Source organism: Caballeronia sp. RCC_10, assembly GCF_041360715.1.
Lineage (GTDB): Bacteria > Pseudomonadota > Gammaproteobacteria > Burkholderiales > Burkholderiaceae > Caballeronia > Caballeronia grimmiae.
In genome coordinates this window covers 535214-549799 of sequence record NZ_JBFUPT010000001.1, presented here as the reverse complement: position 1 = coordinate 549799, position 14586 = coordinate 535214, and the positions used below count along the sequence as shown (strand labels likewise).

At 63.3% G+C, this 14586-nt stretch carries 16 protein-coding genes; 8 read left to right on the top strand and 8 right to left on the bottom strand.

Translation table 11 applies throughout. From position 1 onward, the window contains the following. The first annotated feature begins 110 nt into the window (after positions 1-110). The 7 genes from htpG (at position 111) to AB6804_RS02550 (ending at position 7767) form a co-directional block, all read left to right on the top strand. Positions 111-2015 carry a molecular chaperone HtpG gene (gene htpG, locus AB6804_RS02580; RefSeq protein WP_370885105.1) on the top strand — a complete coding sequence of 635 codons (1905 nt, stop codon included), beginning with the start codon at positions 111-113 and terminating at the stop codon, positions 2013-2015. Positions 2016-2457: 442 nt separating this feature from the next. Continuing rightward, the gene (locus AB6804_RS02575) at positions 2458-3099 is read left to right on the top strand and encodes a chorismate lyase (RefSeq protein ID WP_370885104.1); all 642 of its coding nucleotides are present in this window, start codon (positions 2458-2460) and stop codon (positions 3097-3099) included. After that, positions 3096-3602 (top strand): DNA-deoxyinosine glycosylase, encoded by a 507-nt coding sequence (locus AB6804_RS02570; RefSeq protein ID WP_370885103.1) that lies wholly within the window; start codon positions 3096-3098, stop codon positions 3600-3602. The genes AB6804_RS02575 and AB6804_RS02570 overlap by 4 nt, the downstream gene beginning before the upstream one ends. Continuing rightward, positions 3571-4470, top strand: coding sequence for a spermidine synthase (locus AB6804_RS02565; RefSeq protein ID WP_370885102.1), 900 nt, complete (start codon positions 3571-3573; stop codon positions 4468-4470). The genes AB6804_RS02570 and AB6804_RS02565 overlap by 32 nt, the downstream gene beginning before the upstream one ends. Positions 4471-4746: 276 nt before the next feature. Further along, on the top strand, positions 4747-4995 hold the full coding sequence (locus AB6804_RS02560) for a DUF3311 domain-containing protein (RefSeq protein WP_035960754.1): 249 nt from the start codon (positions 4747-4749) through the stop codon (positions 4993-4995). After that, a complete protein-coding gene (gene mctP / locus AB6804_RS02555; RefSeq protein WP_370885404.1) occupies positions 4995-6545 on the top strand; it encodes a monocarboxylate uptake permease MctP in 1551 nt (516 codons plus the stop codon). Before AB6804_RS02560 ends, mctP begins: the two co-directional genes overlap by 1 nt. A 124-nt stretch (positions 6546-6669) precedes the next feature. Then, on the top strand, positions 6670-7767 hold the full coding sequence (locus AB6804_RS02550; protein ID WP_370885101.1) for an FUSC family protein: 1098 nt from the start codon (positions 6670-6672) through the stop codon (positions 7765-7767). A 24-nt stretch (positions 7768-7791) separates the two neighbouring features. On the opposite strand, the gene AB6804_RS02545 is transcribed toward AB6804_RS02550, so the two are convergent. The 8 genes from AB6804_RS02545 to AB6804_RS02510 all read right to left on the bottom strand — a co-directional run bounded on the left by AB6804_RS02545 (position 7792) and on the right by AB6804_RS02510 (position 14090). Further along, complete coding sequence (locus AB6804_RS02545) at positions 7792-8253, bottom strand: VOC family protein (protein ID WP_370885100.1); 462 nt, start codon at positions 8251-8253, stop codon at positions 7792-7794. Between the two features lie 165 nt (positions 8254-8418). After that, positions 8419-9372, bottom strand: coding sequence for a transaldolase (gene tal, locus AB6804_RS02540; RefSeq protein WP_370885099.1), 954 nt, complete (start codon positions 9370-9372; stop codon positions 8419-8421). 200 nt (positions 9373-9572) lie between these two features. Beyond that, positions 9573-9818: an energy transducer TonB gene (locus AB6804_RS02535; RefSeq protein WP_370885098.1), complete on the bottom strand. Its 246-nt coding sequence runs from the start codon at positions 9816-9818 to the stop codon at positions 9573-9575. Positions 9819-9890: 72 nt separating this feature from the next. Continuing rightward, complete coding sequence (locus tag AB6804_RS02530; protein WP_370885097.1) at positions 9891-11099, bottom strand: benzoate/H(+) symporter BenE family transporter; 1209 nt, start codon at positions 11097-11099, stop codon at positions 9891-9893. Between the two features lie 19 nt (positions 11100-11118). Next, positions 11119-12294, bottom strand: coding sequence for a VWA domain-containing protein (locus tag AB6804_RS02525; RefSeq protein ID WP_370885096.1), 1176 nt, complete (start codon positions 12292-12294; stop codon positions 11119-11121). A gap of 25 nt (positions 12295-12319) precedes the next feature. After that, entirely contained in the window at positions 12320-12910 is a 591-nt protein-coding gene (locus AB6804_RS02520; RefSeq protein WP_370885095.1) for a GNAT family N-acetyltransferase, read from the bottom strand. Between the two features lie 33 nt (positions 12911-12943). Then, positions 12944-13786, bottom strand: a complete 843-nt coding sequence (locus tag AB6804_RS02515) for a MoxR family ATPase (protein WP_035960764.1) — start codon at positions 13784-13786, stop codon at positions 12944-12946. A gap of 37 nt (positions 13787-13823) precedes the next feature. After that, positions 13824-14090, bottom strand: coding sequence for a hypothetical protein (locus AB6804_RS02510; RefSeq protein ID WP_370885094.1), 267 nt, complete (start codon positions 14088-14090; stop codon positions 13824-13826). Positions 14091-14207: 117 nt separating this feature from the next. On the opposite strand from AB6804_RS02510, the gene AB6804_RS02505 reads away from it, so the two are divergent. Next, positions 14208-14573, top strand: coding sequence for a c-type cytochrome (locus AB6804_RS02505; RefSeq protein ID WP_035960766.1), 366 nt, complete (start codon positions 14208-14210; stop codon positions 14571-14573). Positions 14574-14586 lie beyond the last annotated feature (13 nt).

Sequence of the window (14586 nt, the reverse complement as noted above, 5' to 3'; positions counted from 1 at the left end):
CTCTTGAAAAGGTTTGAACCGCCCTCATATCGGACAAATTCGCCGGGCAGCGCTACGTGAAGCCCGGCGGCGTGACAGCATTGACGACACCCAACTTAGAGGACCCGACCATGGCGCAAGAAACCATGAGCTTTCAGGCGGAAGTGAAGCAGCTTCTGCACCTGATGATTCATTCGCTGTACAGCAACAAGGAAATTTTCCTGCGCGAGCTGATTTCGAACGCGTCCGACGCCGCCGACAAGCTGCGCTTCGAGGCCATCGAGAACAGCGCGCTGTACGAAAACGATCCCGAACTGCGTATCCGCATTGCGTTCGACAAGGCCGCGCGCACCGTCACCATCGACGACAACGGCATCGGCATGAGCCGCGACGAGGCCATTTCGCATCTCGGCACCATCGCGCGTTCGGGCACGAAGGAATTTTTCTCGAAGCTTTCGGGCGACCAGCAGAAAGATGCTGCGCTGATCGGTCAGTTCGGCGTGGGTTTTTACTCCGGCTTCATCGTCGCGGACAAGATCACGGTCGAGACGCGCCGTGCCGGTCTGCCGGCGAGCCAGGGCGTGCGCTGGACGAGCGCGGGCGAGGGCGACTTCGAGATCGAGGACATCGAGCGCGCGCAACGCGGCACGACCATCACGCTGCATCTGCGCGCGGACGAGGACGAACTGCTGTCGTCGTATCGCCTGAAGTCGATCATCCAGAAGTATTCGGACCACGTCGCGCTGCCCATTCTGATGAAGAAGGAAGAATGGGACGCCGAGAAGAGCGAGATGGTCGAGAAGGACGAGGACGAGACCGTCAATCAGGCGAGCGCGCTGTGGACGCGCCCGAAGAACGACATCACGGACGAACAGTACAAGCAGTTCTATCAGCACATCTCGCACGATCACGACGAACCGCTCGCGTGGACGCATAACCGCGTGGAAGGCCGCAGCGAGTACACGCAACTGCTGTATGTGCCGAAGCATGCGCCGTTCGATCTGTGGAACCGCGAGCACCGCGGCGGCCTCAAGCTGTACGTGAAGCGCGTCTTCATCATGGACGATGCCGAGCAGTTGCTGCCGGCGTATCTGCGGTTCGTGAAGGGCGTGGTCGATTCCGCCGATCTGCCGCTCAACGTCTCGCGCGAAATTCTGCAGGAAAGCCGCGACGTAAAGGCGATTCGCGAAGGCGTGACCAAGCGCGTGCTGTCGATGCTGGAAGAGATCGCGACTTCGTCCGCCGAAGCGACGGAAGAGGCTGACAAGCAGAAGTATCAGACCTTCTGGAACGAGTTCGGTCAGGTGCTGAAGGAAGGCATCGGCGAGGACTTCAGCAATCGCGAACGCATCGCGAAGCTGGTGCGCTTTGCATCGACGCATAACGACAGCGACGCGCAGAACGTATCGCTCGCCGATTACGTCTCGCGCATGAAGCCCGAGCAGACGAAGATCTACTACGTCACCGCCGACAACTGGCAGGCCGCGAAGAACAGTCCGCATCTGGAAGTGTTCCGCAAGAAGGGCGTCGAAGTGCTGCTGATGACGGATCGCGTCGACGAGTGGATGCTGTCGTTCCTGAACGAGTTCGACGGCAAGCCGCTGGCGAGCGTCGCACGCGGCGATCTCGACCTCGGCGCGCTCAACGACGAAGAGAAGCAGCAGCAGGAGAAGATCGGCGAGGACATGAAGCCGCTCGTCGAGAAGATGAAGGAAGCGCTCGAAGGCAAGGCGAAGGACGTGCGGCTTACGTTCCGCCTGACGGATTCGCCGAGTTGCCTGGTCGCCGACGAGGGCGACATGAGCGGTTACTTGCAGCGCATGTTGAAGGCGGCCGGGCAGAAGGCGCCGCAGGCGGAGCCGATCCTGGAGGTGAACCCGGATCATCCGCTGGTGAAGGCGCTCAAGGCCGACGACGCGAACTTCAGCGACTGGTGCCATCTGCTATTCGATCAGGCGATGCTGGCAGAGGGCGGAGTGCTCGAAGATCCGGCTAGCTTCGTGAAGCGGACGAACGCGTTGTTGCTGGCGCGTTGAGCCGCTAGCGGGTGAGTTTATTGGGGAACGCGCCGCCGGGAGACCGGCGGCGCGTTTTTATTTGCTCGTGCGGTCCTTGTTGGACTGAGCGAGCACTGATGCGGCGAGTGTCTTCGTCTCTTGCGAGTATTTGTTGCTGTGAAGCACTTCGCTTGCCTTATGCTCCATGTTGCCGCTGGTCTGCTTGGCCGAATGCGATTGGGCAAGCGCCGACGCGGCAAGGCTCTTCGCGGTGCGGAAGCCTCCCGGTCATGCAGCGTTTTGCTGGCAAGGTGAGCGACTTTCTTCGATGTCTGCTTCGTGTTGTTCGTCATTGACGTTCCTCGTTGTGTCTCTTGGATAGCCGGCGTCGAACACTGCGCGGCTTCCACAGTCTCGTGCGCGAAGTCGCTAGTCACCATACGATTTTTCCGAATCGCGACCCGGTCCTATAATGGCCGCCATGTCGATCCCCAACGATCCCGCTGACCACCACTGGCGCGCCACACCGCTCCCGTCCTTCAGCGCCCATCAGAAGGACTGGCTAACGCGCACCGGCTCTCTCACCGCCCACTTGCATACGCTCGGCGCGGTCACCGTCGATGTCACACGCGAAGCCGTCGATACATCCTGGCAGGACGAATGGCGCGCACTCGGCGTCACGCCTCGAACGCCGGTCTGGACACGCGAAGTGGTGCTAAAGGTCGATGGCGTCCCGTTCGTCGTCGCGCACAGCATCGTCGCGCTGTCGGATAGCAACGGCGTGTGGCAGTCGATGCGCCGTCTTCGCACCCGCCCGCTCGCTGAACTGCTCTATAGCGACAGCAGCGTGTCACGCTCGATCCTCGTGAGCCGCGTGCTGACCGCCCGGCATCCGCTCCATCGGCTCGCGATCAGTCAAGCCGATGCGAGCCACGCACTCGCCGCGCGCCGATCCATTTTCGTGCGTCACGGCGCCCCGCTGATGGTCACCGAATGCATGCTTGATGCGCTCTGGCGGAAGCTCGCCGCATCGCATGACGAGCCGCATCATCGCGAACATGCGCGTGCTTTGGAACATCTCGCGTCGCATGCAAAGCGCGCCGTGCGTGAGGAAGCGAGATGAAGCTCACGGGCTTTCCACCGATCGGCGGCCACGCGACGCACACGCTCATCCTCGGCAGTTTCCCCGGCGTCGCATCGCTCGCGGCGACGCAGTATTACGCGCATCCGCGCAATCAGTTCTGGCGGCTCGTCGGCGCGGCCATCGACGAACCGCTGCACGAACTCGCCTATGAAGATCGGCTCGCGCGCCTGACCGGGCACGGAATCGGCCTGTGGGACGTGCTCGCCGCGTGCGATCGCGAAGGCAGTCTCGACAGCGCCATCCGCAACGCCTCCCCGAACGACTTTGCCGCGTTCCACGAGCGCTTCCCGGTGCTGCGCAAGGTGTGCTTCAACGGCAAGACATCGGGCAAGTTCGCGCCGGTGATCGCCGCGGCAGGTTACGCGACGCTCGTGTTGCCGTCGTCGAGTCCGGCCAATGCTATCCTCTCGTTCGACCAAAAATTGCGCATCTGGCGCGACATCCTCACCCATGACGAATCTGATCAAGCGCGCGTCCGCTGAAGCCCGCGCGTTCGGCCGCAAGAAAGAAAGCGGCAAGCAAGCCCGCCGTAACAAGCAAGACGACGATGACCTCGCCAACGCACCGCGCATCGACGCGCCGCGCAAGCCGCGCTTCGCGCCGGTCACGTTCTCGGAAGAGGGCGGCGTGCGCTTCCTGCACTTCGGCACCGAATGGGTTCAGGGCGCCATGCGCCTGAGAAAGCCCGATCACATCGAACTCGAATACGCGCAGCAGATGATGGCGTGGCTGCTGTTCATCGAAACGCCCGAACGCATCGTGCAACTGGGTCTCGGCGCGGCGGCGCTCACGAAGTTCTGTTATCGCTTTCTTAAGCGCGCGAAGGTGGAAGCGGTCGAATTGAATCCGGCCGTCGTCATCGCGGCGCGCGCGATGTTCGAACTGCCGTACGACGATGCGCGCCTCACCGTCACCGAGCGCGATGCGTGGGAGTTCGTCAACGACCGCGCGAATCACGGCACGATCGGCGCCCTGCAGATCGACATTTACGACGCTACCGCACGCGGTCCGGTGCTCGACAGCGTGTCGTTCTATCGCGCGTGCAAGGCGTGTCTCACGCCGGAAGCGGGCGTCGTGACCATCAACCTGTTCGGCGATCATCCGAGCTTCGTGCGCAACATGCGTCATCTGAACGAGGCGTTCGATCGTCGCGTGATCGCGTTGCCCGAAGTGCACGACGGCAATCGTGTCGCGCTCGCGTTCGCCGGCCCCGCGCTCGACGTGCCGTTGTCCGCATTGCAGGAACGCGCGAAGCTGCTGGAAGCGCAACTCGGCCTGCCCGCGCGCAAGTGGGTGAAGGGCCTCATCGAAAGCGCCGGCGTGCCGGCGAAGGGTTCGTTCACCATCTGAGGGCGTCGGCGAACACGCACACGAGCAGGACGCGAATCCCGTTACAAAGGCCTTTCACATAAGGAGAATGGTCGGGATTCCCCCTGCTTGACCGTGTTTTGGCGGTCCCTATACTCCTCCTGTTATTTCCGAGCGCTTTAAGCGGCATGTCTGCCCGCCCGCCGCCGGCCTTGTCGGCCACGGCTTCAGAAGCGCATGCTCAAAACGAATCAAACAACTTGCATGGGACCGGAGTAACGGGGCACGCCCGCTCTGGCCCGCCAGGGGAGAACGGTCATGGCTGCCGATCCAAGCCGCACAGGACAACCGCGCAACAAACATTGGCTCTGGCTTCTGATCCTCCCGTGGATCGGCGTCGTATGGGTGCCGTTCTACAACAAGGTCGAGCCGGTGCTCTGGGGCTTTCCGTTCTTCTACTGGTATCAGCTCTTGTGGGTGCTGATCAGCGCAGTCATCACGGCTGTCGTCTACAAGAAGACCAAGGCGCTGCCTTCGGGCCGTGCGCCCCAGGGAGGTGCGCGATGATGAACGCCACCGCAACCTTCGTCTTCGTTCTGTTCTTCGTCGGAGTGACGATACTCGGCTTCATCGCCGCCCACTGGCGCAAGGGCGACCTTGCCCAACTCGATGAATGGGGCCTCGGCGGCCGGCGCTTCGGGACCATCGTCACGTGGTTCCTGCTCGGCGGCGACCTCTACACCGCCTATACGTTCGTCGCGGTGCCGGCGCTCGTGTTCGGCGCGGGCGCGACGGGCTTCTTCGCGCTGCCGTACACCATCCTGATCTATCCGTTCGCGTTCGTCGTGTTTCCGAAGCTCTGGAGCATCGCGAAGCGTCACGGTTATGTGACCGCCGCCGACTTCGTCCACGCTCGATACAACAGCCGCATGCTTGCGCTGGCGGTCGCAGTGACGGGCATCGTCGCGACGATGCCTTACATCGCGCTGCAGCTCGTCGGCATCGAAGTGGTGATCGGGGCGCTCGGCTTCAGCACGCAGGGCTTCGTCGGCGATCTGCCGCTGATCATCGCGTTTGCGATTCTCGCCGCGTACACGTACACGTCGGGGCTGCGCGCGCCCGCGATGATCGCGGTCGTCAAGGACGTGCTGATCTATATCACCATCATCGCCGCGATGATCGTGATCCCGGCGCAGCTCGGCGGCTTCGGGCACATCTTCGGTTCGGTGCCGCCCGCGAAGCTGCTGCTCAAGGCGCCGGACGCGGCGAGCCTCAACGGCTACAGCGCCTACGCGACGCTCGCGGTCGGTTCGGCGCTCGCGCTCTTCCTTTATCCGCATTCGGTGACGGCGATTCTCTCGTCGAATTCGGGCAACACGATCCGCCGCAACATGGCGCTGTTGCCCGCGTATTCGCTGGTGCTCGGCCTGCTCGCGCTGCTCGGCTACATGGCGCTGGCCTCGGGCGTGAAGGACATGCCGGAGTACGCCTCGTACTTCAAGGCGTACGGTGCGAACTTCGCGGTGCCGGCGCTGTTCCTGCACTACTTCCCGTCGTGGTTCGTGGGGGTGGCGTTCGCGGCCATCGGCATCGGCGCGCTGGTTCCGGCGGCGATCATGTCGATCGCGGCGGCGAATCTCTATACGCGCAACGTGCATCGCGAGTTCGTCAATCGCTCGATGACGCCGGAGCAGGAAACCAACGTCGCCAAGCTGGTATCGCTGATCGTGAAGGTCGGCGCGGTCGTGTTCATTCTCGCGCTGCCGCTCACCTACGCGATCCAGCTGCAACTGCTCGGCGGCATCTGGATCATTCAGACGCTGCCCGCACTCGTGCTCGGCCTCTACACGCGCGTGCTCGATCATCGCGGACTGCTGATCGGCTGGGCCGTGGGCATCGCCTCGGGCACGTGGATGGCGGTATCGCTGCAACTGAAGGGCTCGATTTTCACGGTGCATTTCTTCGGCTATGCGGTGCCCGGCTATGCGGCCGTGTGGGCGCTGATCATCAACCTGATCGTGTCGATCGCGATCAGCGTGCTCGTGCGGGTCCTCGGCCTCAAGCGCTCGGACGACCGCACGCGGCCGGAAGATTATCTGGACGTCGTGGAGAACTGATCGCGCGCTCGGCGTGACGCGGCATCGCGTCTGCTACGCTAACGCCCGTAATGGCCATCGGCCGTTGCGGGCGTTTTGCTTTCAGGCAAGCGCTCGGACACGCACTCATCGACGCGAGCGAATCATGGCTTCATCGACATCGGCGTCATTGCGCAAAGGGCGCGCGAAGCGGCTGTGGCACGGCCTCATGTCGCCGTTCTTCCGTTACCGGCACGCGAAGCTGATTCACGCGGTGCGCGTCGCGCTCGGCATGGCGACGTCGTTTCTCGTCACCACGGGCATCGACGTGCCACATGGCGTGTGGGCGTCCGTGTCGCTGATCGTCGTGATCGGCGGATTGCAGCATTACGGCAACATCCGCAAGAAGGCGGCGGAACGGGCGATCGGCACGGCGCTCGGCGCCGCGATCGGGCTCGCGCTGATCCTCGTGCATATGCTGTTCGGCTCGCTCACGCTGTTCTTCCTGCTGATGTCGGCGATTGCCGGCGCATGCGCTTATTACGCCATCGGCAAGGCGGGCTACGTGGCGCTGCTGACGGCGATCACGATGGTCATCGTCGCGGGGCACGGCGATTCCCCGTTCGATGTCGGCCTGTGGCGCACGGCGAACGTGCTGATCGGCATTGCGATCGCGCTGGCGTTTTCCTTCGTGCTGCCGCAATACGCGACGTATTCATGGCGCTATCGCCTCGCCGACAATCTGCGCGAATGCGCGCGTCTGTATGGCGCGCTGCTGGATGGCAAACCACCGCTGATCGCCGAAGAAACCACACGCCGCTTTCTCGTGATGAGCCAGCGGCTCGTGCAGTCACGCGGGCTGATGGATTCGGTCGCGAAGGAAACGGGCGTGCCGCTCGCACGGCTCGAGGAAATACAGCGGCTGCATCGCTCGATACTCGCGGCGCTCGAGATGCTCGTCACGTCGCTGCCGGAGGCGTCGCGCGATAGGAACGGCTTCGCGCTCGATTGCACGCCACGGGAACAGGAAGCGCGGCACAAACTCTTGCAGATGGCGCGGGCGCTACGCTTTGGGCGCGTCGGCTTGCTTTACGCGGGCGCGGATGCGATGGCGAAACGAGAAGGCGGGGAAGGGGAATCGACGCAGCAGGGCATGCATTGGCTCGCGATGCGTTTCGACGAGCAGGTGGATCGCTTGCGGCTGCGTCTGAGTGAAATTGAACGGCAGTGGAACATCGAAGGCGCGCGGCCGTTCAACGGCTGACGCGCCTCGCGATCTGCACCGCGCTTACGGCTGCTGGGCTGCGGCCGGCGCTTCTTTCGCGCCTTCGGCAACCTCGAGCGCGTTCACCACGTTGATGAGCCAGGGCACGCCGAAACGGTCCTTGAGCATGCCGAAGCCCGCCGTGAAGAACGTGGATTGCCACGGCGTGATGACCGTGCCGCCTTCGCTCAGGATGTTGAACGTGCGCTCGCCGGATTCGGCGTCGTCAGCGGCGATGGAAAACGTGAAACCGTGATATTCCTTCGGCGGCTGCCCGAACTGGCCGTCCGAGACCATGACCCCGCTGGAACCGAGGCTGAACATGGCGTGCATCACCTTATCGTGCCATTCGGCCGGTACGTTGGCGGCGTCCGGTGTGTCCCGGAAACGGATCAGCGTGTCGATCTGAGCGCCGAATGCGGCTTGATAGAGCGCGAGCGCCTCAGCGCAATTTCCGTTGAAGAAAACGTAGGTATCCAGCTGCATGACTGACTTCTCCGAGCCTGGCGGACTCCCGCCAAAGCATCAAAGTCTATTGCAGCCGGATGCGCTGCCAGCGCTGAAACGGTCAATTTATGTCGCGCGCCACTGAAAGACACAGTTTTCGTGGTTATGCGCGAAGGGCGGGCGCAAGGTGCGCCCGCCGGCCGATTACTGCAGCGCGGTAATCAGCTTTTCCAGCTTGATCGCATCGGCGGCGAATGCGCGGATGCCTTCAGCGAGCTTTTCCGTCGCCATCGCATCTTCGTTGAGAAGGAAGCGGAAGGTCGGCTCGTCAACGCCAATCTTCTCGATATTCTCGTTCGCCACCGCTTCCGGCGAGAGCTTGCGCTCCACCTTCTCGTCGCTGTCGGCGAGTTTCTTCAGCAGGTCGGGGCTGATCGTCAGCAGATCGCAGCCGGCCAGTTCGGTAATCTGGCTGACGGTGCGGAAGCTCGCGCCCATCACCTCGGTCTTGTAGCCGAACTTCTTGTAGTACGCGTAGATTCGGCGCACCGACTGCACGCCCGGATCGTTTGCGCCGCCGTTCTTCACTTCGTCCCATTCCGCGCCGGCGGACTTCTTGTACCAGTCGTAGATTCGGCCGACGAACGGCGAAATGAGCTGCGCGCCCGCATCCGCACAGGCAGCGGCCTGCGCGAGCGAGAAGAGCAGCGTCATGTTGCAGCGGATGCCTTCCTTTTGCAGCACTTCGGCCGCGCGGATGCCTTCCCACGTCGACGCCAGCTTGATCAGCACGCGCTCGCGCTTGATCCCGGCGTTCTCGTACAGCTTGATGATCTCGCGGCCCTTGTCGATCGAAGCCTTGGTGTCGAACGAGAGGCGTGCGTCGACTTCGGTCGAGACGCGCCCCGGCACGATCTTGAGAATTTCGGTGCCGAACGCGACGAGCAGGTGATCGATGATCTGCCCCATCGGCTTGCCCGCGTGCTCCTTCACGGTCTTCTCGAGCAGCGGCTTGTAGTCGTCCTTCTGGACGGCCTTCAGGATCAGCGACGGATTGGTCGTCGCGTCCTGCGGCTTGAACTGGATGAATTGCTGGAAGTCGCCCGTATCGGCGACGACCGTCGTGTATTGCTTGAGCTGGTCGAGAGCGGATGTCATGTCGATTCGTCGGCGCAGTGCGCCTTGTCAGTGCGGTAGCCCGCGGGTGGTCCTCGATCGCGATGCCGCGCAGCGTGCTGCCACGCGCGGTTCGCCCTTGAAGCGATTCCATCATTCTAGTCCCGGGCAGGGAAACTGCGCTGGGTGCGGCTGATTCGACCGGGCGCGCGGCGTCGCGTTCCCCGTGCGCGCCGCGCCGGTCAGCCGACGGCGTACGCCAGCTCATGCCAGCGGCGCACCGTGCCCAAGCCCAACTGCCCGCGCGCGAAGCGCATCTTGGGGACTTCCTCGAGCCCGTGGGCGTCGTTCGCGGCATCGCCGCAGCACATTTTCAGGACGACGTCCTGGACGTGCCCGGCGTCGTCGAGCAGGACGCGGACGATCGTTTTACGTTTCTGCGCGCCGGACGGCGCCGTGCGCGCCAGCAGCTTGTCGATCAAAGCCATGATGAAATGCCAAAAGCGGTTGCGTGAGCACGGCCGAAGCAAGCCCGGCCGGCTACAGCATTGTTGGCCGCGTCAGCGTCGCCAGGCGTTCAGCACGACATGCGTGACGACGCCCGCGACCAGGCCCCAGAACGCCGAACCGATCGACAGCAGCGTGAGCCCCGAAGCCGTCACCATGAAGGTGACGAGCGCCGGTTCGCGCTGGCGGGCGTCGTGCATCGCGTTGGCGAGGCCGCTCATGATCGAGCCGAACAGCGCGAGCGCCGCGACCGAGACGACGAGCGCCTTCGGGAAGGCCGCGAAGAGCGCGGCGATCGTCGCGCCGAAGGTGCCCGCGAGCAGATAGAAGATGCCGCACCAGACGGCGGCCGTGTAGCGCTTGTCGCGGTCGTCGTGTGCTTCGCGGCCTGTGCAGATGGCCGCCGTGATCGCCGCGAGATTCACGCCGTGCGAGCCGAATGGCGCAAGCACGAGCGACGCGATGCCGGTCGTCGAAATGAGCGGCGCGGAGGGCGTCGTGTAGCCGTCGGCGCGCAGCACGGCGATGCCCGGCACGTTCTGCGAGGCCATCGCGACGACGAAAAGCGGCACGCCGATGCTGATGGTCGCCGCGAGCGAGAACGCGGGCATCGTGAAAACGGGATGCGCGAGCGCGACGTGAAAGTGCGAAAAGTCGAGCAAGCCGAGCGCACCCGCAACCGCCACGCCCGCGAGCAGCGTTGCCGGAATCGCGTAACGCGGGGCGGCGCGTTTGCCGGCGAGATACGTGAAGAACATCGTCAGCACCAGCGCCGTCTGATGCTCCGCCGCGCGAAAAATCTCGATGCCGATTTCGAACAGGATGCCCGCCAGCAACGCCGCCGCGATGCCCGCCGGAATACGCTTCATCAGCGTGTCGAACCAGCCGGTGAGGCCGACCGCCGTCAGCAGCGCCGCGCAGACGATGAACGCGCCGATCGCATCCGCATACGGCACGTTCGGCAGCGACGACACGAGGAGCGCCGCGCCGGGCGTGGACCACGCGACGACGATCGGCGCGCGATACCGCAGCGACAGTCCGATCGTGCAGAGCGCCATGCCCATCGACAGCGCCCAGATCCACGAAGAAATCTGCGCGCCGGTCAGATGCGCGGCCTCGCCTGCCTGAAACATCAGCACGAGCGAACTGGTGTAGCCGGTCATCATCGCGACGAAGCCGGCGACGATGGCGGACACGGACGTATCGGAGAAAGGGCGAAGCGGGGCGCGCACGGCGTGCGCGCCGGAAGGCATGGCTTTCATGCGGAGTCGTGATCGTGGATTATTTGGACAGCGCGCGCATCGCGCTTTCGAGGCCGGCCATCGTGAGGGCGTACATGCGGTTGCCGAGCACGTGACGGATCGCCGATATGGACTGACGATATTCCCACAGACGCTCCGGCTCGGGATTGAGCCACGCGTGATGGGGGAACTGATCCGCGAACCGGCGCAGCCACACGGCGCCCGCTTCGGCGTTGTTGTATTCGACCGAGCCGCCCGGCTGCAGGACTTCGTAGGGGCTCATGGTCGCATCGCCGACGAAGATCAGTTTGTAGTCCGGCGTGAACTTGTGCAGCACGTCGAACGTCGGCGTGCGCTCGGTATGGCGGCGGCGGTTGTTCTTCCACAGATAGTCGTAGACGCAGTTGTGGAAGTAATAGAACTCGAGGTGCTTGAATTCGGCTTTCGCGGCGGAGAACAGCTCTTCGACGCGCTTGATGTGGTCGTCCATCGAGCCGCCGACGTCCAGCAGCATCAGCACTTTCACGTTGTTGTGACGCTCGGGCACCATCTTGAGATCGAGCCAGCCGGCGTTTGCCGCCGTGCTGCGGATGGTGTCGGGCAGGTCCAGCTCTTCGGCCGCGCCTTCGCGCGCAAAGCGGCGCAAGCGGCGCAGCGCGACCTTGATATTGCGTGTGCCGATTTCGACCTGATCGTCGTAATCGCGATGCGCCCGCTCGTCCCACACCTTCACGGCCGTGCGATTCCCCGCCGATTCCCCGCCGATGCGGATGCCTTCCGGGTTGTAGCCGCCATGCCCGAACGGCGACGTGCCGCCGGTGCCGATCCACTTGTTGCCGCCTTCGTGACGCTCTTTCTGCTCGTCCATCAGTTCCTTGAGGCGCTCCATCAGCTTGTCGATACCGCCGAGCGCCTCGATGCGCTTCTTTTCTTCCGCCGTGAATTCGCGCTCGAGCCGCTTCTTCAGCCAGTCGAGCGGAATGTCGAAGGCTTCGTCGGGCAACTGCGTCACGCCATGAAAGTACGCGCCGAACGCGCGATCGAACTTGTCGAAGTACTTCTCGTCCTTCACGAGCGTCATGCGCGCGAGGAAGTAGAACTCGTCGAGCGAAGGGGAGATGACCTGCGCTTTCAACGCTTCGAGCAGCGTCAGGTATTCCTTCACCGACACGGGCAGCTTCGCGTCGCGCAGCGAGTAGAAGAAGTCGATCAGCATGGCGCGCTCCCCTTGGTGACGTGAATCAGCGGTCCAGCCGATGCTTCAGATGCGCGCGCACCGCCGGCCATTCCGATTCGATGATCGAGAACACGACGGTATCGCGATAAGCGCCATCCTTGCCGATCTGGTGATTGCGCAGAATGCCGTCCTGTTTCGCGCCGAGCCGCGCGATGGCCGCGCGCGACTGGTGGTTCATGAAATGCGTGCGGAACTCGACGGCAATCGCCTTCATTTGCTCGAACGCATGGCCGAGCAGCAGCAGTTTCGCTTCGGTGTTGAGCGCGGTGCGCTGCACGCGCTTCGCGTACCACGTATGCCCGATTTCCAGCCGCCGATGCGCTGCTTCGACATTGAAGTACCGCGTCGAGCCGACGACATCGCCGCTCTTCGGATCGATGACCGCGAACGGATGCGCGCCCAGCCGCTCGCGCATGTCGATGGCCGCGTCGATGTAGGCGCGCGCCGTATCGGGCGAGGGCACGCTCGTGTACCAGAGCTTCCACAATTCGCCATCGGCGGCTGCGCTTGCCAGCGCCGCTTCGTGCTCGACGGTCAGCGGCACCAGCTTGACGTGCTCGCCTTCGAGCGTGACGGGTTCGATCCAGCGGCTCATGCTTCGCGGTTCCTTTTGGTGGTCGATGAACGATCAGCGGTTGTTGCGGTTCATGAAGAGCAGGCGCTCGAACAGCGCGACGTCCTGCTCGTTCTTCAGCAGTGCGCCGTGCAGCGGCGGGACGATCTGCTTCTCATCCGGCGAGCGCAGCGCTTCGGGCGGAATGTCTTCGGCGAGCAGCAGCTTGAGCCAGTCCAGCAACTCGGACGTCGACGGCTTCTTCTTCAGGCCCGACACGTTGCGCAGTTCGAAGAAACTCTGCATCGCGGCGGCGAGCAGGTCCTGCTTGATGCCGGGGAAGTGAACGTCGACGATGGTCTTCATCGTCGCGGCGTCGGGGAACTTGATGTAATGGAAGAAGCAGCGGCGCAGGAACGCGTCGGGCAGCTCCTTCTCGTTGTTCGACGTGATGATGACGAGCGGCCGATGCTTCGCCTTGACGAGCTCGCGTGTCTCGTAGACGTAGAACTCCATGCGGTCGAGCTCGCGCAGCAAATCGTTCGGGAATTCGATATCGGCCTTGTCGATTTCATCGATCAGCAGGACCGACTGCTCCTCCGACTCGAACGCCTGCCACAGCACACCCTTGACGATGTAATTGCGGATGTCTTTCACGCGCTCGTCGCCGAGTTGCGAATCACGCAGGCGGGAGACGGCGTCGTATTCATACAGGCCCTGCTGCGCCTTGGTCGTCGATTTGATGTGCCACTGCAGAAGCGGCATGCCGAGCGCGCCGGCCACTTCCTCCGCGAGCATGGTCTTGCCGGTGCCGGGTTCGCCCTTGATGAGCAGGGGCCGCTGAAGCGTCATCGCGGCGTTCACCGCGAGCTTGAGGTCGTCGGTTGCGACGTACTGCGATGAGCCTTCGAAGCGCATGACGAAGATCCGGTGAGGAAAAAAATCTCAGTATAAGTCAGAAGCCCTTTCCCGATGGACGGCTCACGGCTATCGTTGCAGCCTCGTTCGGAACGATGCACACGGCTTGCTGACGCTTTGGCTGGTAGGCGAAGAACAGGTCGGGAAGAGGCGAATTGTCGCAGGCGCGGCGTGCGTCTTTCAGCCATTTCCCATTGCCATCGCGGCTTTGAGGCCGTCTCCGATAATGGACGGTGCCGAGGTCGCGCGGTACAATTAGCCCGATTTTTTTGGCCTGCGCGGCCAGCCCGCGGCCATCGGACACGGTCGGATCTCGTCGGACACACGATCGGCCGCTCAAGAAACAGCGTGGAAGGCAGTGCGCTCGGCGCGGGCCGCGCCTTCGGAGCGCCGGATTTCCCCTCATGCTAGGTTAGAAGCTATGAACAATTTCGTCGGCAAATGTGCCGTGATTGCAGCGCTGTCGGGTCTTGCCGGCTTCGCGACCCAGGCGTCGGCGGACGTCGTGGGCAACGCAAAGGCCGCGCAGGGCAAGGTGGCGATGTGCATCGGCTGCCACGGCATTCCCGGCTATCGCACGGCATACCCCGAGACCTACGAAGTGCCGATGCTCGGCGGCCAGAACGCGCAGTACATCGCCAACGCGCTGCACGCGTATAAAAAGGGCGATCGCCATTTCGACACGATGCGCGCCATCGCGGTGACGCTGTCGGATCAGGATATCGCCGATATCGCCGCGTACTACGCCGCGCAAACGCCCGAATCGAAAAACAATCCCGACAAGTGATCCTCGTTACACG

Bases quoted from the DNA above. Each gene is read 5' to 3' on its own strand.
- htpG (WP_370885105.1), top strand. From the start codon at position 111: ATGGCGCAAGAAACCATGAGCTTTCAGGCGGAAGTGAAGCAGCTTCTG.
- AB6804_RS02575 (WP_370885104.1), top strand. From the start codon at position 2,458: ATGTCGATCCCCAACGATCCCGCTGACCACCACTGGCGCGCCACACCG.
- AB6804_RS02570 (WP_370885103.1), top strand. From the start codon at position 3,096: ATGAAGCTCACGGGCTTTCCACCGATCGGCGGCCACGCGACGCACACG.
- AB6804_RS02565 (WP_370885102.1), top strand. From the start codon at position 3,571: ATGACGAATCTGATCAAGCGCGCGTCCGCTGAAGCCCGCGCGTTCGGC.
- AB6804_RS02560 (WP_035960754.1), top strand. From the start codon at position 4,747: ATGGCTGCCGATCCAAGCCGCACAGGACAACCGCGCAACAAACATTGG.
- mctP (WP_370885404.1), top strand. From the start codon at position 4,995: ATGAACGCCACCGCAACCTTCGTCTTCGTTCTGTTCTTCGTCGGAGTG.
- AB6804_RS02550 (WP_370885101.1), top strand. From the start codon at position 6,670: ATGGCTTCATCGACATCGGCGTCATTGCGCAAAGGGCGCGCGAAGCGG.
- AB6804_RS02545 (WP_370885100.1), bottom strand. From the start codon at position 8,253: ATGCAGCTGGATACCTACGTTTTCTTCAACGGAAATTGCGCTGAGGCG.
- tal (WP_370885099.1), bottom strand. From the start codon at position 9,372: ATGACATCCGCTCTCGACCAGCTCAAGCAATACACGACGGTCGTCGCC.
- AB6804_RS02535 (WP_370885098.1), bottom strand. From the start codon at position 9,818: ATGGCTTTGATCGACAAGCTGCTGGCGCGCACGGCGCCGTCCGGCGCG.
- AB6804_RS02530 (WP_370885097.1), bottom strand. From the start codon at position 11,099: ATGAAAGCCATGCCTTCCGGCGCGCACGCCGTGCGCGCCCCGCTTCGC.
- AB6804_RS02525 (WP_370885096.1), bottom strand. From the start codon at position 12,294: ATGCTGATCGACTTCTTCTACTCGCTGCGCGACGCGAAGCTGCCCGTG.
- AB6804_RS02520 (WP_370885095.1), bottom strand. From the start codon at position 12,910: ATGAGCCGCTGGATCGAACCCGTCACGCTCGAAGGCGAGCACGTCAAG.
- AB6804_RS02515 (WP_035960764.1), bottom strand. From the start codon at position 13,786: ATGCGCTTCGAAGGCTCATCGCAGTACGTCGCAACCGACGACCTCAAG.
- AB6804_RS02505 (WP_035960766.1), top strand. From the start codon at position 14,208: ATGAACAATTTCGTCGGCAAATGTGCCGTGATTGCAGCGCTGTCGGGT.